Raw genomic sequence first — 26302 nt, 5'->3', positions numbered from 1 at the left:
ATTCGTCGCCGGGGAGAGCGCGGCATAAGCCGTAAAACCATTGCGCGGGGAACGCCGGAATGCTCCGACTGTACCTGTATGCTCGTGTGCGTTTTTCTTTGTGCATCTTGCACACGAGACCGCGGGTGCAGCAAGCACCCGGCGTTCCCTGCGCCCTCTCTTTAGGGCGAAACGATTTGCAAGGCCCGGGCGAAACGCGCCGCGGGAACGCGGAGGTGCGTCATGAATTCGTCATTGCGAGGTGCGTTTGCGACGAAGCAATCCACTCTTTCTTTATGCCGCACGATGGATTGCTTCGCGGAGCCTGTCATCGGGCGCGCGTTCGCGCGACCCGGTGGCTCGCAATGACGGGGCTGGCGGTTGATGTTTGAACCGAGAAGCCGCGGCGCACTGAATCGGCTCTGGGGGTAATTCATTAAATGCTGTCGCATTACGCTTTCTGCATCGCCCGCCCCCGCCGTTGATTGAACCGTATTGCGAGGCCCCGTGATCTCCAACATCCTGCGCTGGTCGGCCAAGACCCTGCTTGTGCTGCTGGCCCTGATCATCCTTGCGATCGCTTCATTTCGGATGGCCGCATCGTTGCGCGAAACCGGTCCACGCGCCGAGCTTGCCCCACCGACCGGCCATCTGGTGCCGACGAGCTCGGGCGGCGTGTTCGTGCAGGAAAAGGGTCCGGCGAGCGGCGTTCCCGTGGTGCTGTTTCACGGCACGGCAGCGTGGAGCGAGTTGTGGCGGCGCACCATCGATGCGCTCGCCGCGGCCGGATTTCACGTCATCGCACTCGACCTGCCGCCATTCGGATTCTCGGACCGGCCGGGCAGTTACACGCGGCAGGATCAGGCCGCGCGCGTCAACGATGTGCTGGGCCGGCTGCAAGCTGCGCCTGCCATCATTGTCGGCCATTCCTTTGGCGCGGGGGCAGCGACCGAACTCGTGATGCGGTATCCGGCGCGCGCACGCGCGCTGGTACTGGTCGACGCGGCGCTCGGTCTGACGTCAGAACCGTCCGATCCGCCGCTGTTGCTGCAGCCAAACGGCGGCGACCGACACGCCGGTTTTGAATTTTTGAGAGAATTTTCGCATGATTGATTCCAAGTGATGCCGAAGTGTCCGGGGGCGGGAAGGATTAGTCAAATCCGGAAGGCGGCTGGTTCGATTAGCTGGTGCATGTTACCGAAACAAAAGATCGGGGCCGGAGCCGAATGACCATGAACGACAGATCCGCGCTTTCGAAAGCCGCGCAGCCCTCAACGCCGGTGAATTTCGACATTCCCGCCGGCGCCTGCGACTGCCATACCCATATCCACGGCGATCCCGAGAGATTCCCGTTCTTCGCGGGCCGCGTCTATACGCCGGAGCTGGCCTCGCCCGAAGAGATGTCGGCCCTGCACAAGGCACTGCATATCGAGCGTGTCGTGATCGTGACGCCGAGCGTCTATGGACCGGACAACTCCTCCACGCTGTACGGCATGAAGGCGCGCGGGGCGACCGCGCGCGGGGTTGCCGTGATCGACGACAACACGCCGGAGAGCGATCTCGACGCCATGAACAAGCAGGGTTTTCGCGGTATTCGGCTCAATCTCGCCACCGGCGGCGTCAACGATCCGACCGTCGGCCGGCCGCGTTTCTCGGCCGCGGTCGAGCGAGTGAAGGCACGCGGCTGGCATGTGCAGCTGTTCACGAGTCTTGCCATGATCTCCGCGATCAAGGACCTCGTCGCCGCCTCGCCGGTGCCGGTCGTATTCGATCATTTCGGCGGTGCGCAGGCCGAACTCGGCCTCGACCAGCCGGGGTTTGCCGACCTGCTGGAGCTGGTGAAGTCGGGCAAGGCCTATGTAAAGATCTCCGGCGCCTACCGGGCGTCGAAACTCGGTCCCGATTATGCCGACGCGGCGCCGCTGGCCAAGGCGCTGATCGCGGCCAATGTCGACCGCATCGTCTGGGGCACCGACTGGCCGCATCCGGATTCCGTCCCCGGCCGGAAAGTCACGGATGTCACTCCGCTGCTCCAGATCGACGATGGCCGCCTGCTCAACCAACTCCCGGTCTGGGCGCCGGATGCCGCGATCCGCAACAAGATCCTGGTCGACAACCCGGCGCGGCTTTACGGGTTCGGATAAGCAGAATCGCGTTGCGACATCTGCGGTCGTGGACAACCCGCGAGAAAAATCATCGCGCCCGGCGCGAGAACACCGAGATCAGGACCGGCAGCGTCACCAGGATGACGAGCGGCGCCAGCATCATGCCGGTGACGACCACCACCGCGAGAGGCTTTTGCACCTGCGATCCGATCCCCGTCGACAGCGCGGCCGGCAACAGCCCGACGCCCGCCACCACGCAGGTCATCAACACCGGCCGCAATTGCAATTCACCGGTGCGGATCACCGCGCGCACCCGGTCAAAACCCTCGTCGATCAGCTGATTGTACTGCGACAGGATGATGATGCCGTCCATCACGGCGATGCCGAACAGCGCGATGAAGCCGATCGCGGCCGACACGCTGAAGGGAATGCCCGTTATCAACAGCCCCAACACGCCGCCGAAGATCGCCATCGGGATCACGCTCATGGCGAGCATGGTGTCGACCATCGAGCCGAAATTGAGAAACAGCAGCACCGCGATCAGCGCGAGGCTGATCGGCACCACGATCGACAGGCGTTTGATGGCGTCCTGCAGATTGCCGAACTCGCCGACCCACTCGACATGCGATCCCGGCGGCAACTGGACCTGTTCCGCAACCTTTGCCTGCGCTTCCTGGATCGCGCTGCCGAGGTCGCGCTCGCGCACCGAAAACTTGATCGGCAGATAGCGCTCCTGCTGTTCGCGATAGATATAGGCCGCGCCCGAGACCAGGTTGATCGAAGCGACTTCGCTCAGGGGTATCTGCGTAATTCCGCCGTTCGGACCCGCCACGCCGATCCTTAAGTTCTGGATCGCTTCGGCGCTTTTGCGGTATTCCGGCGCCAGGCGGATGATGATCGGAAAATGCCGGTCGCTGCCGGGCTCATAGAGGTCGCCAGCGCTGTCGCCGCCGACCGCGACCTTGATGGTGGCGTTGATATCGCCCGGCGCCAGGCCGTAGCGGGCGGCGCGCGCACGATCGATATCGATCTGGATGGTGGGCTGGCCGAGCGAGGTGAACACCGCCAGGTCGGTGATGCCTTGTACCGTCGAGAGGACGGATTTAATCTTGTTGGCGGTGTCGCTCACCGCCTGCAGATCGTTGCCATACAGCTTGATCGAGTTCTCGCCCTTGACGCCCGAGACCGCCTCCGAGACGTTGTCCTGCAGATATTGGGAGAAGTTGAATTCGACACCGGGGAATTTGTCCTGCAACTGGGCCAGCAACTGGCCGGTCAATTCTTCCTTGTCATGGGTACCCGGCCATTCGCTTACCGGCTTCAGCGGTGCGAAGAATTCGGCGTTGAACAGACCGGCGGCGTCGGTGCCGTCATCCGGGCGTCCGTGCTGCGAGACCACGGATTCCACTTCGGGCCGGGCACGGATCGTCTTCCGCATCTCGTTGACGTAAGCGTTGCCTTCCTGCAGCGAAATCGTCGGCGGCAGCGTAGCGCGAATCCATAAATTACCCTCTTCCAGCTTGGGCAGGAATTCGAGGCCAAGCAGCCGCGAGAACACGATGGTCATGACCACGAGACCCGCGGCGCCGGCCATGATGATCGTTCGGTTCGCGATTGCCCAATTCAGGACCGGTACGTAAAGCTGGTCCAGCTTCCTCACGATCCAGGTTTCGGTTTCAGCCAAATGCGACGGCAGGATGATCGCGCTCAGCGCGGGCGTGACGGTAAACGTCGCCAGCATCCCGCCCGCCAGCGCGTACGCATAGGTCCGCGCCATCGGCCCGAAGATGTTGCCTTCGACGCCGCTCAGCGTGAACAGCGGCAGGAAGGCGGCGATGATGATGGCGGCGGCAAAGAAGATCGAGCGCGACACGTCGGCGGCGGCGGAGAGGATGGCGTGGCTCTTCATCCCCATGGCCGTGTCGTAGGAAATGTGGCTCTCCTCGGCCTCCGACAGCGCGGTCGTTTGCGACAACCTGCGGAAAATCGCTTCCACCATGATGACGGTGGCGTCGACGATCAGTCCGAAATCGATGGCGCCGACCGACAGCAGGTTGGCGGATTCGCCGCGCAGCACCAGGATGATCACGGCAAAAAACAGCGCGAACGGGATCGTGGCGCCGACGATCAGCGCGCTGCGCAGATCGCCCAGAAAAATCCATTGCAGAAGCACGATCAGGAGGATCCCGACCACCATGTTGTGCAGCACGGTTGCGGTGGTGAGATCGATCAGGTCCTTGCGGTCGTAAATGCGCTCGATCTGTACGCCCGGCGGCAGGATGGTGGAATTGTTGATGGAGGCGACGACCTGTTCGACTCGTGTGATGGTCGGCGAACTCTGCTCGCCGCGCCGCATCAGCACGATGCCCTGCACGATGTCGTCGTCATCGTCGATTCCGGCGATGCCAAGCCGCGGTTTCTCACCGACAGTCACGGTTGCGATGTCCTTGACCAGCACCGGATTGCCACCGCTTTGCGATACCATGGTACTGTTGAGATCGTCGATCGAGCGGATCAGGCCGACGCCGCGGACCACGGCGGATTGCGCGCCGATATTGACGGTATTGCCGCCGACATTGATGTTGGCATTGCTGACGGCCTGCAGCACCTGCGGCAGCGTCAGTCCGTTGGCGACCAGCTTGTTGAAATCGACCTGGAGCTCATAGGTCTTGGTCTTGCCGCCCCAGCCGGTGACGTCGATCACGCCGGGCACGGCGCGGAAACGGCGCTGCAAGACCCAGTCCTGCAGCGTCTTGAGGTCGAGCACGCTGTAGTTTGGCGGCCCCTTCAACCGGTAGCGGTAGATTTCGCCGATCGCGCTGAGCGGCGAAATTCCCGGCTGCACGTTGCCCGGCAGCGGCGCAAGCTGCGACAGCCGGTTCAACACCTGCTGCAGCGCTTCGTCATACGTATAGTCGAACGAGAACTGCAGTTTGACGTCGGACAAGCCGTACAGCGAGATGGTGCGGATGGTGCGAAGGTTCTTGATGCCCGCGACCTGGGTCTCGATCGGGATCGTAATGTACCGCTCGATCTCCTCCGACGACAGCCCCGGACTTTGCGTCACGATGTCGACCATCGGCGGGGTCGGGTCGGGATAGGCCTCGATGTTGAGCTGCTTGAACGCGATCAGGCCGCCGACGAACACCGCGACGAACATGCCGACCATCAAATAGCGGCGGCTGACTGCAAGGGCGACAAGGCGATCCATTCAGACCGGAGCTTTCAAAGGCTTAAGGGGTTACGTACCGGATGCAGCGCGGTCGATGAACAGGCTGCCCCTTGTAACGATCTGTTCGCCGGGCTTCAAATTGTCCATCACCTCGACAAGATCGCCGTTGGTGAGGCCGGGTTTGATGTTGCGCAGTTCGATCGACTTGTCGTCGTGCGCGACCCAGACCCGGACCTTGTCGCCCTCATAGATCAACGCCTGCTTTGGCACGCCAACGGCGGGATGATCACTGGCGGAGTAGAGCGTGACATTGGCGAACATTTCCGGCTTCAACTGACCGTCCTTATTATCGATCGTGGCGCGGACCAGGAGCCGGCGCGTCGCAGGATCGATCGCCGTGGCAACATAGTTGATGCGTGCCGACAAAGGTCGCCCCGGCAGCGCCATGACATTGAAATTGAGGTCCTGCCCGACCGAGACCTTCGCAGCGTCGGTCTCTCGGACGAAGGCGACCAGCCAGACCGTGGAGAGATCGCCAATGACATAGACCGGGTCGCTGGCGCCGGTAGAGACATATTGTCCGGGGCCGACCTTGCGCTGAACCACGGTGCCCGCGATCGGCGCAAAAACCGTGGTCTCCGGATTGATGCGGCCCTTTTGCCGAAAGGTGGCAATGTCCTCGTCGCTGAAGCCGAGAATGTGTAGTTTGTTGGTTGAGGCTTCCAGCGCCGTTTGCGAAGAGCGCAAATCGTTCTGCGCCTGAATCAGCGTCGCCTGGCTCTGCTGGTAGTCCTTCAGCGGAACGGCCTTGCCTTCGAACAGGTCCTTGGCGCGCGTGTCCTGGATCTTCGCGAGATCGACCGCGGACTGCGCCTTGTTGAGGCTGGTCATGGCCGCGATGTAATCATTTTGCGCCTGCACCGTGTCGGCGGCTTCGATCACGAACAGCGGCTGGCCCTTTACGACGCTGTCGCCCGGCCGCACCAGCAATTTGGTGACCCGGCCGGTATAGGGCGAGAACACCGGCGTCGAGCGATCCTCATCGATCGCGATCTTGCCCTCGGTGACATATTCGGCGCGGAAGGCCCGCTCGGCGACCGGCTGAAAGCTCAGGCTGGCCCATTCGGCCGGCGTCGGCGTGTAGCGCTGCAATCCCTTGCGGGACTGGCTGGACACCTCCGAATGCGCCTGCTTGGCGCCGTTGAGATGCACGAACCCGTAAATGGCCGCGGCGGCAAACCCCAGCAACGCCAGGGCCGCCGCCTGTCGTTTCCCGCTAAGCGCCTGCAATTGCTTGTTAAATTCGTTCAGCATGCGGTCCGGATCAAGTCGACGATGTTTCCGGCAAGGACTGCCCCTGCGGTGCGCTAATAGTGCCCAATTGATATTTCAAACAACCTAAAAAACGCGATTAGCCTTAGCGTTTGTCGTTAAAGTTTCGAGAGACAAGCCCCGAGGACTTCAACCGCGCGCCGGCCATTGGGGCAGATGACTGCCGAGCGGCATCGCCGGCCGAGCCCAGAAGGCGGGCGTTTTCGACAAAACCGCCGAATGCCTGACCGACCGCAGCGGTCCGAAGCCCGACGCGACTTCCTCGATAAAGGGCATCACCGTTTCTCCCTTCAAATCCTCGGTCATAAAACCGTCGGCGACGCGGCCGAGATTCCATAGCCACCGCCCGGTTTGCGCCAGCGACACCCGGACATGCCAGCTGCCGCCTTCGCGAGCCTGACGCGCTTTGGCCATCATGGCGCCGAACGCCATGAAGTAGCCGGTGGCGTGGTCGAGCATCTGCGCCGGCAATTCCTTCGGCCCGTCGACGCCCGCGGCCTGGCCTTCGGCATGGTTGAAACCGGACGCGGTCTGCACCAGCGAGTCAAAGCCGCGGCGCTCCGCCCAGGGACCGGCGCGGCCATAGGCCGACAGCGTCACATAGACGATACCGGGATTGATGCTGGCCGCCTCGTCCGGCGAGAAGCCGAGCCTGGCGATCGCGTGCGGCCGATAACCCTGAGAGAAGATATCTGCCTCTGCCAACAGATCGCGCAATGCGCCGCGGCCCTGCTCGCTCCTCAATTCGACAAAGCTCGTGAGCTTGCCGCGGCCGGTGTCGATGGTGAGCCAGGGAATCGCCGGCAAATCCGGACCGGAGATCAACAGCACATCGGCGCCATGGGCCGCGAGGGTACGGCCCGCGACCGGCCCCGCGATCACGCGCGACAGATCGAGCACGCGAATGCCGGCCAGCGGCCGATCGCCGGTGGGCCAGGGTTTTGGCGCCGCGTCGCCGATCTTCTCAATGCTGATCAGCGGCAATTCCGCCAGCGCTTTTGCGTGCGGCGTTGCCGACCACTCCTCATGCGAGCGCATCAACGCAACCACGCAACCGCCGGCATAGGCCGCGGTCTCGAACGCCTCGCCGTCCCACTGCATCAGCGCCGCCTGCACCTCGTCGCGCTCGGGCTTGCAGTTCAACACCTTGCAGACGGCGTCGCGGTGATGCCTGAAATTGGTGTGCAGCCGCACGAAGCGTTGATCGCGGGTGTTGTAGATTCCAGCGATCGCATCCCATGCCGGCGGCGGCGGCTTGCCGTCGACCCGCAGATAGCGCTCGCTTCGGCATTCGACCACGGCATGACGCATATCGACCGCGACGTCCTGGCCTTGCCCGCTGCGCAGCTTCCAGATCTGCGCCGCCGCCAGTCCGGTCGCGGCCACGCTGGTCTGCGCCGCGGCAGCGACGCGAAACGACGACGGCAATTGCGCTTCGTCACCGGTCAGCTTGACTGCGTCGAGCGCGGCCGGATCACCGCCGGCCGATGTCCAGATATCGGAGAGGATTTCCTTGGGGCTTTCCATGCGGCTTTCCTTGGGGCTTTGCATCACCGTCCCTCTTCTCTAGCTTTCGACAAGCTCTGCCTCACCCTGGAGGGAACTGCAATGGCCGCCATCGATCCCCTCACCGCCGGTGCCGTCTTGCTTGCAACCGCCGCAACGGACGCGGTCTATGTCATGTTCACCTCGGCCGTGGTGGCGCGCAAGCGGGTGCCGGCCGCGACCTGGAGCAGCGTCTGGTATCTGCTCTCGTCCTATGCCGTCATCAGCTACACCGAAAACTGGGTCTATGTCGGGTTTGCGGCGGTCGGTTCGTGGATCGGTGCCTTTGCGTCGATCACATTTTTGCACCGGCCGCCCGGTGGCCCACCGGTGGGAGCGGCGCCGGAGTAGCGCAGCATTGGCTGTCATTCCCCGCGCATGCGCGGAATCCAGTACGCTGCGGCCTCTCGGTTCAATCATTGGCGTCTCTGGAATACTGGATCGCCCGCTTTCGCGGGCGACGACGAATGGGATGGCACCGACTTGTCCACGTCATTGCGAGCCAACGGGTCACGCGAATGCGCGCCCGATGACAGGCTCCGCGAAGCAATCCATCTATCAGCGCAAGCGGAGCAATGGATTGCTTCGCTTCGCTCGCAATGACGGCTTGCTACATCCCGCAAACATAAATCCGCATTCTCGCGGCGCGATGCGTCCGAGGTTTGCCAGAACACTGTCCCTCTCGAAAACAGAGGGCGCAGGGAAAGCCGGGTGCGCGCTGCACCCGCGGTCTCGTGTGCAAGCTGCACAAGAAAATGCGCACACGAGCATACAGGTTCAGCGGAGAGCATCCGGCCTTCCCTGCGCAATGGTTTTACGGCTTATAGCGCGCTCTCCCCGGTGACCGGCTTTCTTGCCACCGTCATCGGCGGGATACTTCCGCCAACTTGACGCCAGCATCGGGGCGTCAGGACCACGCGACTTCGCCGTCCGCATCGGCCACGCTCGTCAGTCGCAGCTTTCGCGTCCACCGCATCCCACCACGCGTTTCGTGACGATCGCGAGCCGCCCCTCTTGTCGGGTGAGACGGGCGGAGTCAAATCACTGATTTGCCCGACGCGACAAGCGGAATATTTTCTTGGCATTGGCTTGACAGAAAATCACTGATTTGCCCGTCGGGCAATCTGCGGGGCAAATCACTGGATGAACCGCTCCAAATCATGCAGTCTTATTGCGTCGCCTGCGGAAACCCTGTGTTTCCCAGCGCAGTCTTGCCAGACAGCGAGCGACTATTAGCTCGTAACCAAATAAGAACGCGGCGCCCTTCGTCCGGGTCGAGGATTTGGCGTCGCAGCCTGCTCCTCCCGTTCACGCATATTGAAAACTCACGGCGCGATGCGCTAACGCATGCCAAAAGGCATGCCACAACCGGATACGACAGATGACCACCCCGCTCGAATTTGGGCTCGATACCTTTGGCGACGTCACCAACGATGCGCTCGGCTCGCCGCTGCCGCCTGCGCAGGTGATCCGCAACGTCATCGAGGAGGCGGTGCTGGCCGACCAGCTCGGCATCGACTTTATCGGCCTTGGCGAGCACCACCGGGCCGACTTCGCGATCTCTTCGCCCGAAACGGTGCTGGCGGCGATCGCCGCGCGCACCCGTCGCATCCGGCTCGGCTCGGCGGTGACGGTGCTGAGTTCGGACGATCCGATCCGCGTGTTCCAGCGGTTTGCGACCGTCGATGCGGTGTCAGGCGGACGCGCCGAGGTGATCCTCGGCCGCGGCTCGTTCACCGAATCTTTCCCGCTGTTCGGCTTCGACCTGCGCCAGTATGAAGGGCTGTTCGAGGAGAAGCTCGATCTGTTCACCGAGCTCTTGAAGCAGCAGGCGGTGAACTGGCAGGGCAAGCTGCGCCCACCGCTCAATAACCAGCATGTGTTTCCGCCGATCGAACACGGCACGCTCAAGACCTGGATCGGCGTCGGCGGCAGCCCGGAGTCGGTGGTGCGCGCGGCGCATTATGACCTGCCGCTGATGCTGGCCATCATCGGCGGCGATCCGAAGCGGTTCGCACCCTATGTTGACCTCTACCACCGCGCCTTCAAGCAGTTCGGCCGCCCGGTCAAGCCGATCGGCGTGCATTCGCCGGGTTATGTCGCCGATAGCGACACGCAGGCGCGCGAGGAGCTCTGGCCCGACTACAAGACCATGCGCGATCGCATCGGCAAGGAGCGCGGCTGGCCGCCGATGGGCCGCGACGAGTTCGTGCAGGAGGCCGATCACGGCTCGCTCTATGTCGGTTCGCCGGAGACGGTGGCGCGAAAGATCGCGGCCACCGCGAAGGCGCTCGGCATCGCGCGCTTTCAGCTGAAATATTCGGCCGGCCCGCTGCCGCATGAGAAGCTGATGCGCAGCATCGAACTGTACGGCCGCAAGGTCGTGCCGCTGGTCCGGGACATGCTCGCGCAGGAAGCTGCTTGATCGATCCAGCCAGGCGAGCGAGGCCGTTTCAGCGGACCAGAAAAACCAGCTTGCCGCGAAAGTGGCGGGATTCGCTTACCCTGTGCGCGGCTACGGCGTCGCTGAGCTGATAGCGTGTCACTTCCGGGGGACGGACGGCCCCTGCCGCAACCAGCGCCACGATGCGCTCGAGATGCGGCCGATCGCGTCCGACGTTGGGCCGCAAGGCAACGACATCGCTGCGGTCCGGTTTTGGCGCCTGTGCGCCCGAGGCAATAAAGGCCGCCCGGCCGCCTGGTTTCAGCACGCTGAACGACCGCTGCGCGACATCGCCGCCGACGGTATCGAATACGGCGTCGCAGCCGCTCACGGTTTTGGTAAAATCCACCGCATTGTAGTCGATGATCTCGTCGGCGCCGATTTGGCGGAGATAATCATGGTTCGCAGCGCTTGCGGTCGTGATCACGCGCGCCCCCAGATGTTTTGCCAGCTGGACGGCAAAGCTCGCGACGCCGCCCGCGCCGCCCTGGATCAGGATTGTCTCGCCCGCCTTCAGTTTCAATGTGTCTTCGACGGTGCAAATCGCCGTCAACCCGGCAAGCGCCAGTGCGGCGGCATCGACATGCGACAGGCGATCGGTTTTCTTTGCGACAATAGCCGCCTTGATCGCAATCTTCTCGGCATAGGCACCCTCCTGGCCAACGTCGCAGACGGCGAAGACCTCATCGCCGACGCGCAGGTCTGTGACACCTTGCCCAACCGCCGAAACGACGCCGGAGAAATCCCGCCCGAGAATGTAAGGGAATCGCGAAAGCTGGCCCGATTTGCCCTCGCGCACTTTCCAGTCCGCGCCATTGACGCTGGCGGCGACAATATCGACCACGACCTCGCCGGATGCGGCCACGGGATCGGGCATCTCGCCGAATTGCAGAACTTCCGGTTCGCCGTGCCGTTCGATGAAGGCCGCTTTCATTGGTGCTCCTCGCTTTGGTGGAACCAACGTCGCATGTTTGATTGACGCAATCAAATTCGATATCAGGTCTTCCCCTCAAAGCCGACATTCATCAGCGCTACGGCGATGTCCGTTTTGTGCCAATAACGGAAGTGACCGCACTCATTCGATCACACGGTCGGAGAGTGCGAGCAGGTTTGCGGGCACGCTGGGGCCGAGCGATCTGGCAGTCTTGAGATTGATGACGAACTCGAACTTGGTTGGAGCCTGCGCCGGAAGACTAGCCGGGGTTTCTTCACAAGCAAAGGCGCCGGGAAATGAGGGCGGCGAGATTGCAAGAGCTGGAAGAAATGGCGGCGGAACTGTTGGCGACCGCTCGCAAGCTTCCGCCGAGCCAGGAGCGCCACGAAATTTTTCAGGAAATCGGGAAAATCCGTGCGCAGATCGATGCGCTGAAGGCGAAGGGGAATGAGCGGTGCGAGTGGCCTGGGGACACCATGCGAACGACGATAAAAGCCCGCTGATGGTGTCAGCTAAAAAACCGAACAAAGAGATTTCGAAAACCCGAAACAAGTAAGCCCAGAATGGCTCCAGCGATAGTGCCACCAATTAATCCGCCACCGGCTTGCCCGCTCATATCGACTTGTGTCCAAAGCCCAATCTCCAGAAAGGCTGCGTAGAGCAGTCCTAGGCAAGCTCCGTACATGGCAAATCTAAGCGTGTTCGATTTGTTCATTTGGCTGCTCAATCGTCCTGGGGTCGATATGGAAATTCACATGGCATCGGCACTACCTGTCGGTGATCTCAGCGTCCGGATGCGAGACGATCGTCATGAACCAAACGGCGCTGAAAAACAGTGACCAGAACGTATCCCAGTAACATCGCAGCTGCTCACGCAACGCCACTGGGGCTGTGGCCATTAATTCGCTGCTTTAGAATGGCCGATGGCTTGAACACGATTACGCGACTCGGAGAAATCGGCGCCTCGATGCCGGTCTTCAGGTTACGGCGCGATACGCTGATCTTTCTTGAGATTTTTTTCATGGCTCTACGCGCAAGATAGCCTTGCGAACCTGGTGAAATCGCTCGTGAAGCATCAAGGTCGCTTGTTCCGGCGTATAGCCTTGAGAAACTTTAGCCGCGAAGAATTCTTCAGCAGCGCGCTGAAGATCTTCGTCTCTCTTTTTCTCGTTGTCCGTCATTTACTCTCTCCAAGATTTGCCGGGCGATGTCCTGAGCGGTGCATCGCGCTTTTCGGCGGCTTCGCGAAGTCGTCGCAAGAAAGGACGGCATGCTCCGGTCCCGATGCCCTTGAACGAGGTGGCGAGAGCCGTGTCGAGAACATCAAACATCAGTAGTTCGATTTCGGTCCGCCATGATAACGGTGCGCATTGGGGTCGACCGTCTGCGTCGCCATCGCCGGATCGAATGCATTGAAGGCGCGTACCACTTGCCGGTCTGAGGGGTCGGTCGCTGTGGGCCAATACCGCGTCTTCGGTGCGGCCGCGCCTGCAAGCGCCGGTCCTGAGATCGCAACCAGCATCATCGTTATCGATGCGGCTAAAGCGAGATTTTCGTCATAACTTTGTTTCCTTGCTGTGTGAGAATCCCCGATCGTCGGGAAATGCCCATCACGGCATAGGAATGCGAGCAGGATTCAGCCGTCCGTTCATAAACGCGACATAGGAAACGAGACGCATGGTTGTGGCGGGGAAATTGAGGTTGATCGGACGACCATCAGGCACATATTTGCGGGATGACGCGGCAACGCATTTTTAGAAAGATCGGCATTGTTGGCGCGGTCATATTGCTGCCAGCCTGGTTTTACTGGGGCTATCTGGAAAGCGTCTATGTCGGCGTGTGCAACCGCGATGTCCGCTTTACCGCGATGAGCCGAAATTGTCGGCCGGTACTTCAGAGCTGGCAGGTAATAAGCTTCATCGCTTTGTCGCCTGCCTGGTAATCGGGACGGGGAGCCAAAGACTTTTGATCTGTGACGACGGCATCATTGGCTTCGTCAACCCGCAAAAGCTTCCATCCGATTGGTTCTTTGTCGTCGGCGCCGCCTCGAATTTGCCAGGCACGCATGATGGGGTTGTCTTCTTCGGTGAAACCCACGGCATGAACTTCGACCAATCGAGAATAACCATCGTATTGGAGTTCAAGAACGTGCCCTGAACGAAGGGCTCACATGCCGTTTGCACCAACATTCCATGCTCCCGTATGGACCAATCCTTGAGCGCAGAAGACAGGCTGCTCTTCCCTGACCCGACGGCCTTGATGCAGCTCAAATGCGGGTCACCTGCGTCCGAACAGTCCGCCCACGACGCCGCCAATCAGTCCGCCTGGACCGCCACTGCTGTGATGGCGAGCACCGCCCCCGCCGTGACGACGGGCCGAGCGGTCGTCATCGGATGTGTCGCTGCCGCTGACGCTGGCGTGTGCCGCCGAGACGGACTCGGTCAGCAGCGCCTGATGCTGCAGCGTGTTGAGGAAGCCCGTCCTGGGATAGCCGCGTGCCGCCTGCCAGCGCGCGATGACGGTGCGGGCCTGCTCGTCGAACCGTCCGTTGACCCTGGTGTCGAAGCCGATACCGGTCAGCCGGCGCTGCACGTCGCGACGCTTTGCCTTGTTCAGGCCAATCTGATCTTCGGTTTCCTGAGTTGCCTCGTCGGCGGAGGTCGCCGAATCGAGGGATGCCACCAACTCGCGGTCGGTCGTGCTCGGACCGGCTTTGGCAACATTTGCACCGGCGAGAATTGCCAGGACTGACAATGCGAGGATGAAGACACGCAATGGCTTGATCTTCCCTGATCTTGAAGTCTCTCGATGATTTCGCTTTGAAAACCTATGTCGGTTCAAATACACCGCCACTCGAACTTCCGGCGGCGTCTAAATCAAAGGTCGATTCCGGCTTGGTCGTTGGGCAACGGTTGTCCGGATGACTTGTTCCTTGGGGCGCGTCGATTGTTACACTGCATCGCACTGAGGCTGCCCGACAAAAGAAACGGCACGGTAAGGACCTCTGTGTGTGACGGCCGCTTTGCCCGCGCCGCGGTTCTGGTACAGTCGCGCGGGTCAACAAAAGGAAGAACAAAATGGATTTGGGCTTGAAGGGACGAAACGCGGTCGTGCTCGGGGGCACGCGCGGCATTGGACGCGCGATTGCGGGCACGCTGGCTGCCGAAGGCGCAGGCGTCGCGGTCTGCGCCCGCAACGCGGATCAGGTCGGAAGCACGGTTGCCGAGTTGAAAGCCCAGGGCGTGCGGGCGACGGGCGCGCCGGTCGATATCACCGACGCCGCCGGGCTGAAATCATGGATATCGGGCGCGGCGCAGGAGCTCGGCAGTATTGACATGCTGTTTTCCAATGCCGGCGCGATGGCGCAAGGCGGCGACGCCGCGTCGTGGGAGCAGAATTTCCGGCTCGATGTGCTGGGCGCCGTCCATGCGTTCGAGGCCGCGCGTCCGTTCCTCGAGGCCAGCGGCGAGCAGCGCGGCGACGCCGCCTTTCTCATCATTTCATCGGTTTCGGCGGCGCAGGCGGAAAACGCCAGTTCGTACGGTCCGATCAAGGCGGCGCTGGTGCACATGGCGAAGGGATTGGCGCGGCAATACGCGCCTAAGAAAATCCGCGTCAATGTGGTGTCGCCGGGCACGGTGTATTTCAAGGGCGGCGTCTGGAACATGGTCGAGCAGAACGCGCCCAAGCGCTATCACGATACGCTGGCGCGCAATCCAACCGGCCGCATGGCCACCCCGCAGGAGATCGCCAACGCAGCCGTGTTCCTGGCCAGCCCGGCTTCCTCCTACACCACGGGTTCGAATTTGATCGTCGACGGCGCGATCTCGAACCGCGTGAATTTTTAAGCGGCGAAAAGGCGAAGGGCGGCCTCCCGACATGAAGCCGGGGAGTTTGGGAGTCCGCCCCTATCGTGAAATGTGATATGTTTCTCCGAGATGATCTTGATGCTCGGGGAACCGACATGAAGCGCCGCGATTTCATCAAGGTGCTGAGCGGCGTTTTGATTTGGCCGCTCGCTGCTTCTGCACAACAAGGCAAGATATGGCGTATCGGCGTGCTGGAAACGTCCGCACTCGCCTTGAACACTGCCAATATGGAAGCCTTTCTGGAGGGCCTGCGGGCATTGGGTTATGTCGAGGGACGCAACCTCATGATCGACTACCGGTCGGCGGATGGAGTTGCGGAGAGGTTTCACGATCTGGCCACCGAGCTCGTCAAGGAGAACTGTGACCTCATCCTGACGAGAGGCACACCGGCCGTGCTTGCTGCCAAAAATGCGACGGCAGCGATTCCGATCGTCATGGCGGCCAGTGGCGCCCCGGTCGGCGTCGGCGTGGTCGCCAGCCTCGCGCAGCCGGGAAAAAATGTCACTGGCCTGAGCGCCTTCACAACGGAACTGGAATCGAAGCGGGTCGAAATCCTGCGCGAGATCCTGCCGGAACTGAAACGATTGGCCGCGCTGTACAATATGTCCAATCCGATTTCGCAAGCCCGATGGGAATCCCTGGAGGGATCTGCCCGGAGCCTTCGGATAGAGCCGCAACTTCTTGACGTGCGAAAAATGGAAGATCTGGAATCCGCGTTTGCTCGGGCGATCGAGCGGCACGCCGATGCCCTCATCGTCGAAAACGACGGGCTGATTCATGCGAACCGTCGATTGATCACCGGTCTGGCGAGCAGGCACAAGCTCCCGGCCATGTACGCAACGCGTGAGCTTGTCGATGAAGGCGGCCTGCTCTCGTATAGCGTCGACTATGCCCACCTCTATTTCAGAGCAGCGACCTTTGTGGACAAGATATTGAAGGGAGCGAAGCCCTCCGATCTGCCGGTCGAACAGCCCACAAAATTCGAGCTGGTGGCAAATCTGAATGCCGCCAGGAGTATCGGTCTCACGCTGTCCGAATCTTTTCTGCTCCGGGCCGATAAGGTCATTGAATAGGCGAAAGCTCCATCGCCCCGTCGTCGGCCGTGCGCCGTCGGACATTTTCCAGAACGTCGGCGCGGACACGACCAGGGCGGAAGCCGTATTCGCGCCGACTGCCGTCCTGTCCGATCAAGCTGACCCAGCCGCACCGCAACATAATTCCACTTCCGCCTAAGCGGGACATCAGGTGCCAGCGGATCGAAGATGCGCTATGCTTGATGTCTTCGGCAATGCGATGGGACGTCACGAATTGACTTGAGAGGGCGACTGAAGCGGGGCAGCACCAATGATGACATTACCGGAGCTGGCGGCGAATGCCCTGGAGGAATTTCTCCGTTCCTTCATGCGGCGTGCCTTCGGGTCTTCAGAGGTGCAGTTCGCGGAGATCGTGCCGAACGCCGCCCGCGTCGCGCTGGAATGCATCGGAAACAGCGACGCGCTGTACCACAACGTCGAGCACACGCTGCTCGTCACGCTGGCGGGACACGAGATCTTCTGCGGCCGAGTGTTGCATACGCAGCTGACGGCGAACGATTACGCCCATATCATCATCGCCTGCCTGGCGCACGATATCGGTTATGTGCGCGGACTTTTCAAGGAAGACGATGCGGACGGCTTCGTGATCGATTCGACTGGCCGGAAGGTGATGCTGCCGCGCGGTTCGTCGGACGCCAGCCTGATGCCTTACCATGTCGACCGGTCGAAGCTCTATGTGATGGAGAGGCTCCAACCCATCGCTCCGCTCGACACGCAGCGAATTGCCATGGCGATCGAAGGAACCCGATTTCCCCCCGTCGAAGGCCAGCAACATGGCGAGGAGGCCTCGATCGTTCGCGCCGCGGATTTCATCGGCCAACTCGGCGATCCGAATTACATCAGGAAGGCCAACGCGCTCTACCATGAATTCGAGGAAGTCGGCATGAATCGCCAGCTTGGCTATGATTCTCCCGCCGACATCGTCAATCGCTATCCGCAATTCTACTGGAACAGCGTGGCGCCGTATATCCAGACTGAAATAGGCTACCTCAACAAGACGACGCGCGGACGGCAGTGGATCGCCAATCTCTATGGCAACGTGTTCCGCGCCGAACGCGACATCGCGCTGTCGGGGCCACAAAGGTAGCGCGGGGATCGCGACCGTGTCGCCCGCGGCCTCATGGTTCGAGACGCTCAGCGTTGCCGCGCTCATGGCAAGGTCAGCTTTCGCCGTCATTGCGTTGAACGCCGCAATCGGTTGGCGCCGTCTGGATACAGCGTTTCTCGAGGCGACGAATGCAGACCCGGTCAGGCGGGCGAGCAATTTGAAGTGGAGCCGCCGCCGGTCTTGCCGATCGTCCCGTCGGGATAGGCGATCGTGGTCGGCGGGGCCTGCGCTCGCGCGGATGCCTTATTCCTCGGGCATGAGTTCCTACCTGCTTCAGATCACGCTGCCATTCTAGTGAAAATCCCGCGACGGCGGCAGGATGCGGACGTTGCGCGGGTGGCGGATTTTTTGCGCCGGCGTGTCGGGATGGTCGCGGCGGTCGCCGTTGAGCGGCTCGATCAGCGCGGGCCCCGCCGGTACCGGAAGCTTGCGGCTGAGCGCGTCGTTGGCAAGCCCGATCAGATCGTGCGAGCGATCGAACATCCGCTGCGCGACCAGATGGGTCACCTGCTCCGGACTGCTCTGGATATAGCCCTCGACCAGGATCAGCCGCGCGCCCATCACTTCCTTGCGGTACTGCTCCATCACCTTCGGCCACACCACGATGTTGGCGATGCCGGTTTCATCCTCCAGCGTCATGAACACGACGCCCTTGGCGCTGCCCGGACGCTGCCGCACCAGCACCACGCCGGCGCAGCGGACCCGGCGTTTGTCGTTGCGATAACAGATTTCGTTGCAGGGAACAACGCGCTCCCTGGTGAACATCTCCCGCAAAAATTCCATCGGATGCCCCTTCAGCGACAGCCGGACGGTCTGATAGTCGGCGACCACCTGCTCCGGCAGCGGCATCTCGGGCAACGGCTTTGCATTCTCGTCCGGCTGCTCGCGCGCGGTGGCGGCTTCGAACAGCGGCAGCGGCAAATCGTCGGGCAGCCGCCGCACCGCCCAGAGTGCCGCGCGGCGATCCAGCCCGATGGAGCGGAATGCATCGGCATCCGCGAGCAGGATCAGCGCGCGCTTGGGCAAACCGGTGTCGCGCGCAAAATCCTCCAGCGAGGTGAAGGCGCGGCGTTGTCGCGCGGCGACGATGCGGTCGGCCCAGTCGTTTACTCTCTCGTCGTTCCGGGGCGCTGCGAAAGCAGCGAACCCGGAACCTCGAGATTCTCCGATGCGCAATTGCGCATCGTAGTTCACGCTTCGCGTGCCCCGGAATGACAGCAAGTTTCGCTTCAACCCCTCCTCATCCGGATCGACCCAATGAAACCCGTCGATCTGGCGAAAACCGAGCCGCACCGCGCAATACTTGCCCTCGCCCTGCTCCAGCGTGTTCTGCGCAAAACTGAAGGACACATCGATCTCGCGCACCTCGACGCCGTTCTTGCGGGCATCGCCGACGATCTGCGCCGGGGCATAAAAGCCCATCGGCTGCGAATTCAACAGCCCGCAGCAGAACGCGTCGGGGTGGTAATGCTTGAGCCATGACGAGATGTAGACGAGCTGCGCAAAGCTCGCGGCATGGCTTTCCGGAAAGCCGTAAGAGCCAAAACCCTTGATCTGCTCGAAACAGTTCTTGGCGAACGCGGGATCGTAGCCGCGCGCGATCATGTTGCCGATCATCTTGTCTTCGAATTTGCCGATGGTGCCGACATTGCGGAAGGTCGCCATCGAACGGCGCAGCCCGTTGGCTTCCTCGGAGGTGAATTTGGCCGCCTCGATCGCGATCCGCATCGCCTGTTCCTGGAACAGCGGCACGCCGAGCGTCTTGTGCAGCACCCGGCGCAATTCGTCCTTGTCGCCATGCTCTGGCGACGGCGACGGGTAGCTCACCTTGTCGATGCCATTCCGCCGGCGCAGATAGGGATGCACCATGTCGCCCTGGATCGGGCCGGGCCGCACGATCGCGACCTCGATGACGAGATCGTAAAATACCCGCGGTTTTAAGCGCGGCAGCATGTTCATCTGCGCGCGGCTTTCGACCTGGAACACGCCGAGCGATTCACCGCGGCACAGCATGTCGTAGACCGGCTTGTCGTCCTGCGGGACCGTCGCCAGCTCCCAGCGCCGGCCCTTGTAATCGGCGATCAGATCAAAACATTTTCGGATGCAGGTCAGCATGCCCAGCGCCAGCACGTCGACCTTCATCATGTTGAGCGCGTCGACGTCGTCCTTGTCCCATTCGATGAAGGTGCGGTCATCCATCGCGGCATTGCCGATCGGCACATAGCTGTCGAGCCTATCTTGCGTCAGCACGTAGCCGCCGACATGCTGCGACAGATGCCGGGGAAATTCGATCAGCTCGGTGGTCAATTCGACTGCGAGTTCGATCATCAAATTTTTGGGGTCGAGCCCGGCCTGCCTGACCTGCATCTCGTTGAGGCCCTTGCCCCAGCTTCCCCACACCGTATCGGCCAGTGCTGCGGTAACGTCTTCCGTCAGCCCCAGCGCCTTGCCGACATCGCGGATCGCGCTGCGCGGACGATAGTGGATGACGGTGGCAATGATCGCGGCGCGGTGGCGGCCATAGCGGCGGTAGACATATTGCATCACCTCCTCGCGCCGCGAATGTTCGAAATCGACGTCGATGTCGGGCGGCTCCAGCCGTTCCTTGGAAATGAAGCGCTCGAACAGCAAATCGACCTTGGTCGGATCGACCGAGGTGATGCCGAGCACGTAGCAGACGGCGGAATTGGCCGCCGATCCCCGGCCCTGGCAGAGGATGTTCTGGCTGCGCGCGTAATGGACGATGTCGTGCACGGTGAGGAAGTAATGTGCGTATTTGAGCTCGGCGATGAGGTCGAGTTCCTTGCGCAGGGTGGCGCGGAGCTTTTCGTCGATCTGGCCGGCAAAATACCGCTTCACGCCCTGCCATGTCAGGTATTCCAGATGCTGCTGCGCGGTCTTTCCCGGCGGCACCGGCTCGTCCGGATACTGGTATTTGAGCTGATCGAGCGAAAAATTGATGCGGCCGGCGAAGCGCGTGGTTTCCGCGATCGCGTCCGGGAGATCGCGAAACAGCCGCGCCATTTCGTGGCCCGGCTTGAGATAGCGCTCGGCATTGGCTTCAAGCCGCTTGCCGATTGCCTCGATCGTCGTCTTCTCGCGGATACAGGTGAGCACATCCTGCAGCGGGCGGCGCGCGGGGTGGTGATACAGCACTTCGTTGGTCGCGAGCAGCGGCACTTTTGCTTTTATCGCGATGTGATGCAGCCGCGCCAAACGGCGCTTGTCGTCGCCGCGATAGAGCAGGCTCGCGGCCAGCCACACGCCATCGGCGCGGCCGGCCTTCAAACGGTCCAGAACTTTCAAAATTTCAGCCGCATCAAAACGATGCGGCAGGGTCAAAACCAGAAGCTGGCCTGCGGCGAACTCCAGGAGGTCATCGAGTTTGAGGTGGCACTCGCCTTTTTCGATCCGCTGGATGTCGTCGCCGCGCTTGCCGCGGGTGAGCAACTGACACAGCAGGCCGTAGGCTGTGCGGTCGCGCGGATAGACCAGGATGTCAGGGGTGCCGTCGATAAAGACGAGCCGCGAACCGATCAGCAGTTTCGGCTTGTATTCGACCGCGGGATTGTCGAGCTCCTTCCAGGCGCGCACCACGCCGGCCAGCGTGTTGTGATCGGCGATGCCGATCGCAGGAATGCGCAGCTTGCCTGCCTGATGCACATAGGCGCGCGGATCCGAGCCGCCGCGCAGGAACGAGAAATTCGTGGTGATGCCGATTTCGGCATAGCCAGGCGCTGGTTCAATGCCGGTCATGCGAACAGCCCGTGCACGAACCAGTTGACCGGAACCGGCTTTTCCTCCGCGCCGCCAGCTTCGCTTTCATAGAGCCCGTCGCGAAAGATCCAGAAGCGCAGGCCCGCTTCGTCCTCGACGCGAAAATAATCCCGCGTCAGCGCCTTGCCGTCTTGTTTCCACCATTCCATGGCGATGCGCTCGGGCCCCTCCACCCGCACCACCGCATGCGTGACCCGCCGCCAGGTGAAATGGTGCGGCGGCCCATCCGGCACCGTCGCGAACGGCACCTTGATCGGCTCCGGCTTTTCGAACAGCCGCAATGGCCGCAGCGGCGGCTCGCTTTCGGTGCGCTCAGGCCATGCGGCCTGCGCCGCGGCGGCCAGATGATGCTGCGCCGGCACCGCCATCACCGCGCGCTCCGGAATATGGGTGTCTTGCGGCAAATGCACGACCACGCGTTTTCCACCGATGCGCGCGGCGATGCGGTCGATCAGCGCGGCCAGTTCGTCATTGTCATGGACATTGGCATCGAGATCGCGCTGCTGCTGCACCACGATTTCGGTGCGGCTGGCGGACAGCCTGACGAGATCAAAGCCGAAACCGGGATCGAGGGGATCGTTGAGCGCATCGAGCCGTTCGCGAAACAGGCGGTCGATCATTTCGGCCTTCGTCACCGGACGCCCGGTATCAACCATGATCGTGCGCACCGCGCCGTCGGTGCGGAAGAAACTCGCTTCCAGCCGCCGCGCACCCTTGCCCTGCTTGTCCATCGCCGTGACCAGCATCGCGGCCAGCCGGGACAGCGTCGCCGATATCACGCCTTCGGTGGCGACCGGTTCGGGGAAGCGTTTTTCCACAATGTAATCCGGCAGCGGTTTGCGCGGACTGATCGGCGCATCACCCTGCCCCAGCGCCTGCTCCAGCAGGATCGTGAAGCCTGCGCCGAACCGGGCCGATAGCTCGTGGCGCGCGCGCGCGGCGACATCGCCGATGGTCTTCAGGCCGGCGCGGCGCAGGCCGCTTGTGATGGCCGCATCGGCGCCGAGCGCAAACACCGGCAATGGACTGACCGCATCGGCCTCCTCGCCGTCGGCGATGATTTTTCCCGACACATGGCGCGTCATCGTGCGCGCGCAGACCGATGTTCCGGCGATGCCCGCGCTGACGGCAAAGCCGCGCCGCGTCAGCGCGCCAGATACGATCTGCAGCAGCGCGCGTTCGCCGCCGAACAGATGGGCGCAGCCGGTGATGTCCAGAAACAGGCCATAGGGCGGATCGAGCGCCACCAGCGGCGTAAAACGGTCGCACCAGTCGGCGATGTCACCCAGCGTTTTGGCATCCGCCACCGCATCGGCATCGAACACCGTCAGCTCCGGACAGATGGCGCGGGCATTGGCGAGCGGCAGCCCGACCTCGAGGCCGCAACGCGCCGCGGTATCATCGAGCGCGTAGATCTGCAGCGCGTTGTTCTGCTTGGCGACGACGACGCTGGGCGTTTTATCCAGCTCGGCGTTGCAGCTCCCCATCATGCGCTTGATGCGGTCGATGGGCAGGCGCGGCAGCCACAGGCTGAGGATACGCCGCCGGTTCAAAGAAAAGGCACTCATCACATTTCCATTCCATGATCCACCGCCCAACCGGGCCATGACGGTTACGAACGAGCTGCGCGTCGAACACCGGCGCGCCCCATGCGTGCCAGGGATTGCCCGGCGGCGAATGCGCCGCGCGCACGATCCATCGCGTCTCCGCGGTCGAAGGCTGAGGAGTTGCCGCCAGCCGCAGCAGCAGCGCGGTAACGCCGGAGGCCTGCGCCGCCAGGGTCAGCTTGCGGCTGGCGACGAGATCGAGCTGCCGCGCCTCGCCCCAGACTTCCAGCACGACGAGGCCCAGCGCATCGCAGGCCAGCGCATCGGCCGCCGTCCGCAACGCACTGTCGGCGTCGGCCGCGCGCACGGTCACGAGCAGGTGCGGATCGAGACCGAGTTCGGAAAACCCGCTCATCGACAGCGCGCCGGATTCGATGTCGGAAAAATCCTGCCGCACCCAGACCAGCGGCCGGCGCGCGGTGATGCGCCCCGCAAGGCCTGCGATGAATCCGGTCGCCGCAGCGCTCTGATGTCCCTCGGAAAACACTTCATGCACCGCGGCCAGCGCAAGGCCGCCGCGCAGCGTCGCATCGGCGCCGGCATGGCCGAGCGGCACCTTGTTGGGGGCGTATGCATCGCCATGCGCTTCGATGCGCTCGATGCGTCCTCGCAAAGTCGCAAGCGTATTCGTGCGTGCGCCGCTCATGCGCCGCTCCCTTAAGATTTTGGGCCGTTACGGGTTGGTTGAATGAACCCGCTGCTGGCTCATTTGTTCATGATATGTTCTAATATAAAGCTAACAGGGCCGGCGGAGTCAATCGGGATTCACGGCCGGGAAATTCATGAATAGAATCAATAGGATTCGTTCGCTGTTGTGCAACGGGATTTTAGACTGCCGTCATGGTCGGGCTTGCCCTGGCCATCTACGTTCTTTTGCTCGACGAGAGGTAAAGTGTAAGGTTACGTTCATCTAGATGAACAGCCGGATCTTTTCGATCCTCTCTATAAGTGGCGTGTCTAGGCGGACTCACTCCGAGAAAAAGTTAACTTTATCCCCAAAATGTTCTTGTTTTGTACTAATTTCGCGTCAAGTTGTTAACCAGCGCTGATCGGATTTAGCAGACAATTGTTAATTCACGATTCTGAGCTGCACCCGGTTCTGTTGACACCTGCTTAAGCTAATCCAGCCTGCTGCTCGAACTCCATAGGGCTCAAATATCCGATCGTCGAGTGCCGGCGTTTCGGATTGTAGAAGCGCTCAATATAATCGAAGACGTCAGCCTTGGCGTCATCCCTCGTTCGGTACACTCTGCGCGTAGTCCGCTCGGTCTTCAATGACGAGAAGAAGCTCTCCATCGCCGCGTTATCCCAGACGTTGCCTGACCGGCTCATCGAGCAGACGACGCCGTGATCGGCCATCAGCCGCTGGAACTGTTCGCTGGTGTATTGGCTGCCGCGATCGGAATGATGCAAGAGCGCGTCCGGTTTGCCCCGTCGCCAGATCGCCATCACCAGGGCGTCAGTGACGAGCTGGGCCGTCATCGCTGCGTTCATCGACCAACCAACCACACGGCGGGAGAAGAGATCGACGACAGCGGCAACATAGAGCCAACCCTCCGCTGTCCACACGTACGTGAAGTCAGCGATCCATTTGCGGTTGGGAGCGGACGCATCGAAGCTGCGGTCGAGCACGTTGGGAGCGACGGCGGCGACCTGCCGCTCACCCAGATCGGGCGGCAGTCGCCGCCGTCGTGGACGGGCTTTGAGAGCCTGTAGCCGCATCAAACGCTCGATCCGATGCAGTCCACACAACCCGCCTTCCGCCAACATGTCGTGCCACACTCGCCTCGCGCCCATAGGTTCGATCGCTGGCGAGGAAACTGGCGCGAACCTTCGCGCCCAACTCCTCATCGCTCCGGCTGCGTTGGCTGCGCGGCCGTGTCAGCCAGGCATAGAACCCACCCCGCGAGACACCGAGCGCCCCGCACAACCATTCCGCCGGCCAGATCCCCCGGTGCTTCGCGATGAAGGCGAACTTCATGTTGATTCCTTCGTGAAGTAGGCCGCGGCTTTTTTTAGATGTCCCGTTCGGCTCTCAGCTTGGCGACCTCGCGCTTGAGCTGCGCGATCTCCAACTGCTCCGGCTTCATCTGGCCCTGGCCGGGGAATGCATGCTGCGGATCGTCCGCCAGCTGCTTCACCCAATTGCGCAACTGCGTTGGATGAACGCCAAGGTCTGCTGACGCCTGCGCATACGACACGCCGCGCTCCTTGATCAGGCGTACAGCCTCAAGCTTGAACTCTCGCGTAAACTGCCGTCTCTCCATGACACACCTCCTGCTCCATAAAACACCTAACTCGGTGTCCTCGGAACCGGGTGCAGCTCATTCGCGCTTGCTTTAATGAAAAAGAACGGGAGATACTCCATGATGCGCCTCAAAGTTGAAAAAATCGGCGAAGGCCTTCACCCGAGCGAGATCGTGGTTTCCGTTAAAGGAAAAGATGGTCTGATTTCTCTAGTTTTAGATCCTTCCATTATCTTTGAGGACAGCACTGTAAACGTTGGTTGGCCCGTCGCGACTAACGGCAATTTTTTTCTTATTGAGCTTCCTCGCGAAACGATGAACGGATCGTGGCGCATTTGGGTTCCGGGAGAGGAACTTAAAAGCGAAGAGGAAAGAAAACGAGCGATGGCTTGATTTTAACAGATCGCGAAATTCGAAATTCTCTGGAAGCAAACCTCTTCGATATTCTTCCGAGGCCATCTCTCGAAGCATACTCGTCAACTACGGTTGACCTCACTTTGAGTCCGGTACTACGGGTTTACAGATCGCAACCCACCGGACTCAAAAGCGCGATTGATCCATCGCAGCCTGGATTCAACGCCATTAAACTGATCAACCAACTCACGGACGTCGCCGATATTGACGATAAGAATGGGTACGATCTCCCTCCCGGAGTTCTGGTTCTAGGTTGGACGCTAGAAACTATCGATCTCAAGGATCACTGTCGGTTGGCTGCTAGAGTTGAGGGGAAAAGCTCGCTAGCGCGCGTCGGACTTGGCATTCATGTCACCGCACCGATCATTCACACCGGCTTTAAAGCGCCCATTCAACTTGAGATGATCAATCACGGGCCGCTTCCGATTTGCCTGCGCAAAGGAATGCGTATTTGCCAGATCGTGTTTGAACAAACACTCGGCATGCCTGACCGCTCCTATAAGGGGCAGTTTCTTGGACAAACCGCGACTTAGATTCGCTTTGCTTTTCGTTGGTCACGCGCACCTATCAGCGCGACGATATCTTCCATGTTCCAAAGCTTGTCGGACACACCAGCGGCCATCGCTGGAGCAACCTTCAGCGTCTTATGGATGCTGAAGTACAACGCCAGCGCGTGG

Annotated in this window: 22 protein-coding genes and 2 pseudogenes; 11 read left to right on the top strand and 13 right to left on the bottom strand. The window is 61.4% G+C overall.

The features are described from left to right. Nucleotides 1-486: 486 nt before the first annotated feature. A complete protein-coding gene (locus NL528_RS16685; RefSeq protein WP_309183776.1) occupies nucleotides 487-1092 on the top strand; it encodes an alpha/beta fold hydrolase in 606 nt (201 codons plus the stop codon). 113 nt (nucleotides 1093-1205) lie between these two features. After that, entirely contained in the window at nucleotides 1206-2123 is a 918-nt protein-coding gene (locus NL528_RS16680) for an amidohydrolase family protein (RefSeq protein WP_309183775.1), read from the top strand. A 49-nt stretch (nucleotides 2124-2172) separates the two neighbouring features. Here NL528_RS16680 and NL528_RS16675 read toward each other — a convergent pair whose 3' ends face one another. From NL528_RS16675 to NL528_RS16665, 3 genes are all read right to left on the bottom strand, one after another. Next, complete coding sequence (locus NL528_RS16675; RefSeq protein WP_309183774.1) at nucleotides 2173-5295, bottom strand: CusA/CzcA family heavy metal efflux RND transporter; 3123 nt, start codon at nucleotides 5293-5295, stop codon at nucleotides 2173-2175. 30 nt (nucleotides 5296-5325) lie between these two features. Beyond that, nucleotides 5326-6570: an efflux RND transporter periplasmic adaptor subunit gene (locus NL528_RS16670; protein ID WP_309183773.1), complete on the bottom strand. Its 1245-nt coding sequence runs from the start codon at nucleotides 6568-6570 to the stop codon at nucleotides 5326-5328. A gap of 147 nt (nucleotides 6571-6717) precedes the next feature. Then, nucleotides 6718-8115, bottom strand: coding sequence for a CoA transferase (locus NL528_RS16665; RefSeq protein WP_309183772.1), 1398 nt, complete (start codon nucleotides 8113-8115; stop codon nucleotides 6718-6720). A gap of 81 nt (nucleotides 8116-8196) precedes the next feature. On the opposite strand from NL528_RS16665, the gene NL528_RS16660 reads away from it, so the two are divergent. Both NL528_RS16660 and NL528_RS16655 read left to right on the top strand, forming a co-directional pair. Next, nucleotides 8197-8484, top strand: coding sequence for a hypothetical protein (locus NL528_RS16660; RefSeq protein ID WP_309183771.1), 288 nt, complete (start codon nucleotides 8197-8199; stop codon nucleotides 8482-8484). Between the two features lie 1030 nt (nucleotides 8485-9514). Continuing rightward, nucleotides 9515-10558 carry an LLM class flavin-dependent oxidoreductase gene (locus tag NL528_RS16655; protein ID WP_309183769.1) on the top strand — a complete coding sequence of 348 codons (1044 nt, stop codon included), beginning with the start codon at nucleotides 9515-9517 and terminating at the stop codon, nucleotides 10556-10558. A 28-nt stretch (nucleotides 10559-10586) separates the two neighbouring features. On the opposite strand, the gene NL528_RS16650 is transcribed toward NL528_RS16655, so the two are convergent. Then, nucleotides 10587-11510, bottom strand: coding sequence for an NADP-dependent oxidoreductase (locus NL528_RS16650; RefSeq protein WP_309183768.1), 924 nt, complete (start codon nucleotides 11508-11510; stop codon nucleotides 10587-10589). A 311-nt stretch (nucleotides 11511-11821) separates the two neighbouring features. Here NL528_RS16650 and NL528_RS16645 point away from each other — a divergent pair, with 311 nt between their 5' ends. Continuing rightward, nucleotides 11822-12013 carry a hypothetical protein gene (locus NL528_RS16645; protein WP_309183767.1) on the top strand — a complete coding sequence of 64 codons (192 nt, stop codon included), beginning with the start codon at nucleotides 11822-11824 and terminating at the stop codon, nucleotides 12011-12013. Between the two features lie 5 nt (nucleotides 12014-12018). On the opposite strand, the gene NL528_RS16640 is transcribed toward NL528_RS16645, so the two are convergent. The 4 genes and pseudogenes from NL528_RS16640 to NL528_RS16625 all read right to left on the bottom strand — a co-directional run bounded on the left by NL528_RS16640 (nucleotide 12019) and on the right by NL528_RS16625 (nucleotide 13032). Continuing rightward, the gene (locus tag NL528_RS16640; RefSeq protein ID WP_143206117.1) at nucleotides 12019-12225 is read right to left on the bottom strand and encodes a hypothetical protein; all 207 of its coding nucleotides are present in this window, start codon (nucleotides 12223-12225) and stop codon (nucleotides 12019-12021) included. Between the two features lie 155 nt (nucleotides 12226-12380). Continuing rightward, nucleotides 12381-12497 (bottom strand): annotated as a pseudogene (locus NL528_RS16635) (HU family DNA-binding protein); the annotation flags it as partial. Nucleotides 12498-12529: 32 nt separating this feature from the next. Further along, nucleotides 12530-12691, bottom strand: coding sequence for a hypothetical protein (locus tag NL528_RS16630; RefSeq protein ID WP_309183766.1), 162 nt, complete (start codon nucleotides 12689-12691; stop codon nucleotides 12530-12532). A 149-nt stretch (nucleotides 12692-12840) separates the two neighbouring features. Beyond that, nucleotides 12841-13032: a hypothetical protein gene (locus NL528_RS16625; RefSeq protein WP_309183765.1), complete on the bottom strand. Its 192-nt coding sequence runs from the start codon at nucleotides 13030-13032 to the stop codon at nucleotides 12841-12843. 356 nt (nucleotides 13033-13388) lie between these two features. Between NL528_RS16625 and NL528_RS16620 the strand changes: the two genes are divergently transcribed. Continuing rightward, nucleotides 13389-13667 (top strand): hypothetical protein, encoded by a 279-nt coding sequence (locus NL528_RS16620; protein WP_309183763.1) that lies wholly within the window; start codon nucleotides 13389-13391, stop codon nucleotides 13665-13667. Nucleotides 13668-13787: 120 nt separating this feature from the next. On the opposite strand, the gene NL528_RS16615 is transcribed toward NL528_RS16620, so the two are convergent. Further along, on the bottom strand, nucleotides 13788-14285 hold the full coding sequence (locus NL528_RS16615; protein ID WP_309183762.1) for a peptidoglycan-binding domain-containing protein: 498 nt from the start codon (nucleotides 14283-14285) through the stop codon (nucleotides 13788-13790). Nucleotides 14286-14587: 302 nt separating this feature from the next. Between NL528_RS16615 and NL528_RS16610 the strand changes: the two genes are divergently transcribed. The 3 genes from NL528_RS16610 to NL528_RS16600 all read left to right on the top strand — a co-directional run bounded on the left by NL528_RS16610 (nucleotide 14588) and on the right by NL528_RS16600 (nucleotide 17560). Further along, the gene (locus NL528_RS16610) at nucleotides 14588-15358 is read left to right on the top strand and encodes an SDR family oxidoreductase (protein ID WP_309183761.1); all 771 of its coding nucleotides are present in this window, start codon (nucleotides 14588-14590) and stop codon (nucleotides 15356-15358) included. A gap of 116 nt (nucleotides 15359-15474) precedes the next feature. Continuing rightward, complete coding sequence (locus NL528_RS16605) at nucleotides 15475-16452, top strand: ABC transporter substrate-binding protein (RefSeq protein ID WP_309183759.1); 978 nt, start codon at nucleotides 15475-15477, stop codon at nucleotides 16450-16452. A 271-nt stretch (nucleotides 16453-16723) separates the two neighbouring features. Continuing rightward, nucleotides 16724-17560, top strand: a complete 837-nt coding sequence (locus NL528_RS16600; protein WP_309183758.1) for a metal-dependent phosphohydrolase — start codon at nucleotides 16724-16726, stop codon at nucleotides 17558-17560. Between the two features lie 312 nt (nucleotides 17561-17872). Here NL528_RS16600 and NL528_RS16595 read toward each other — a convergent pair whose 3' ends face one another. From NL528_RS16595 to NL528_RS16580, 4 genes and pseudogenes are all read right to left on the bottom strand, one after another. Continuing rightward, nucleotides 17873-21337 carry an error-prone DNA polymerase gene (locus NL528_RS16595; RefSeq protein ID WP_309183757.1) on the bottom strand — a complete coding sequence of 1155 codons (3465 nt, stop codon included), beginning with the start codon at nucleotides 21335-21337 and terminating at the stop codon, nucleotides 17873-17875. Then, on the bottom strand, nucleotides 21334-22926 hold the full coding sequence (locus NL528_RS16590) for a DNA polymerase Y family protein (protein WP_309183756.1): 1593 nt from the start codon (nucleotides 22924-22926) through the stop codon (nucleotides 21334-21336). The genes NL528_RS16595 and NL528_RS16590 overlap by 4 nt, the downstream gene beginning before the upstream one ends. Then, nucleotides 22817-23611 (bottom strand): DNA repair protein, encoded by a 795-nt coding sequence (locus NL528_RS16585; RefSeq protein WP_309183755.1) that lies wholly within the window; start codon nucleotides 23609-23611, stop codon nucleotides 22817-22819. Before NL528_RS16585 ends, NL528_RS16590 begins: the two co-directional genes overlap by 110 nt. Before the next feature lie 467 nt (nucleotides 23612-24078). After that, a pseudogene (locus NL528_RS16580) lies at nucleotides 24079-25232 on the bottom strand (IS3 family transposase). A gap of 99 nt (nucleotides 25233-25331) precedes the next feature. Here NL528_RS16580 and NL528_RS16575 point away from each other — a divergent pair. Both NL528_RS16575 and dcd read left to right on the top strand, forming a co-directional pair. After that, nucleotides 25332-25604: a hypothetical protein gene (locus NL528_RS16575; RefSeq protein WP_309183754.1), complete on the top strand. Its 273-nt coding sequence runs from the start codon at nucleotides 25332-25334 to the stop codon at nucleotides 25602-25604. Further along, complete coding sequence (gene dcd, locus NL528_RS16570) at nucleotides 25601-26158, top strand: dCTP deaminase (RefSeq protein WP_309183753.1); 558 nt, start codon at nucleotides 25601-25603, stop codon at nucleotides 26156-26158. The genes NL528_RS16575 and dcd overlap by 4 nt, the downstream gene beginning before the upstream one ends. The last annotated feature ends 144 nt before the right edge of the window (nucleotides 26159-26302 follow it).

It is taken from the genome of Bradyrhizobium sp. Ash2021, from assembly GCF_031202265.1.
In the GTDB taxonomy this organism is placed as follows: Bacteria; Pseudomonadota; Alphaproteobacteria; order Rhizobiales; family Xanthobacteraceae; genus Bradyrhizobium.
This window is presented reverse-complemented; position numbering and strand designations above follow the sequence as displayed.